3 protein-coding genes are annotated in these 1,109 nt (G+C 50.6%); all 3 read left to right on the forward strand.

Annotated features, from left to right (window positions below):
• Positions 1-325 precede the first annotated feature (325 nt).
• Positions 326-514 carry a hypothetical protein gene (locus tag DWX32_RS19265; RefSeq protein WP_118660889.1) on the forward strand — a complete coding sequence of 63 codons (189 nt, stop codon included), beginning with the start codon at positions 326-328 and terminating at the stop codon, positions 512-514.
• Positions 511-852, forward strand: coding sequence for a DeoR family transcriptional regulator (locus DWX32_RS19270; RefSeq protein ID WP_005929943.1), 342 nt, complete (start codon positions 511-513; stop codon positions 850-852). The genes DWX32_RS19265 and DWX32_RS19270 overlap by 4 nt, the downstream gene beginning before the upstream one ends.
• Positions 845-1,109, forward strand: a 265-nt coding sequence (locus DWX32_RS19275; RefSeq protein WP_118660890.1) for a DUF3847 domain-containing protein, incomplete at its 3' end; no start/stop codon positions are given. The genes DWX32_RS19270 and DWX32_RS19275, both read left to right, overlap by 8 nt.

The following is a 1,109-nucleotide window of genomic DNA, read 5'->3' on the forward strand; positions in this document are numbered from 1 at the left end:
GATGGATTATTCCAATCGAATGACCAGCCTGTGTGGGATATGCTTCCCCGGCGATGTAGTGCCATGACTTTTGGCAGGGATGTGGAGGAACCCTGACCGAAACGAGCGTACCAAAGGGAGCGATACGCCGCTGTGAGATTCAGGGGAGGAACGACACCGGGGAGAACTGGCGAACTGACACCGAGATGATACCGAAACACGACAATCTGATAGGGGGACAGTCTACCCTATCGCTGATACTTCGGGAGATTTTAAGCGGCTCTATGGCTATGTTTTTGCCGAAAATCGCCCCGAAACCATACACTAAAACGGGAGGAAGCGCAATATGCCGAGAATGAGCAAAAAGAGGAAGTATGAGCTTTCCTTTTACCTCAATGACCGGGGGCGTGTCACTTACAACGAATTATGCCGGAAATGCCAGCATGGGTGCAAGCAGAGCTTCCGGGCGGTTGTGATTGACTGCCCCCGTTATTTATCCAAACGAGCAAAGAAAAAGGAGAAACACACCGAATGAATTTTGAATTTATGACGATAGACACACCCTTGCCACCCTGTATGCCATTTCCCAAAGCGTTGACAGGATTTCCAGTCAGCAGCACCGCAAAGGTCATGTACTGCCGGATGCTGGACGCTATGTTATCCAAAGGGCAGGAGGACGAGAACGGAATCCTGTTTGTCTGCTTCCCTGTCACAGCCATTGCCGCAGTCCTGTCCCGCAGCTCCATGACGGTCAAGCGTTCTCTGAATGAACTGGAAACTGCCGGACTTATCATGCGGGTGCGTCAGGGCATTGGAGAACCAAACCGGATTTATGTGCTGATACCGGGAAAGGAGGACGCTGCCCTTGCCTGATACCTCAAAGCTGGAAAAACTCAATCGGGAGTTGGAAAAAAGCGAAAAGAAACTGCGGAAAGCCATCAATGATGAAAAGGCATTGCAGCACCAGTTGAAACAGCTTACCCGAAAGGAACGGACGCACCGGCTCTGTACCCGTGGCGGTATGCTGGAAAGTTTTCTGCAAGAGCCGGAACGCCTGACAGATGATGATGTCATGCTGTTGTTGAAACTCATTTTTCACAGGCAGGACACGCAGGAACTATTGAAAAAAC

The sequence above is a fragment of the Blautia sp. AF19-13LB genome (assembly GCF_003479105.1).
Lineage (GTDB): Bacteria > Bacillota > Clostridia > Lachnospirales > Lachnospiraceae > Fusicatenibacter > Fusicatenibacter saccharivorans.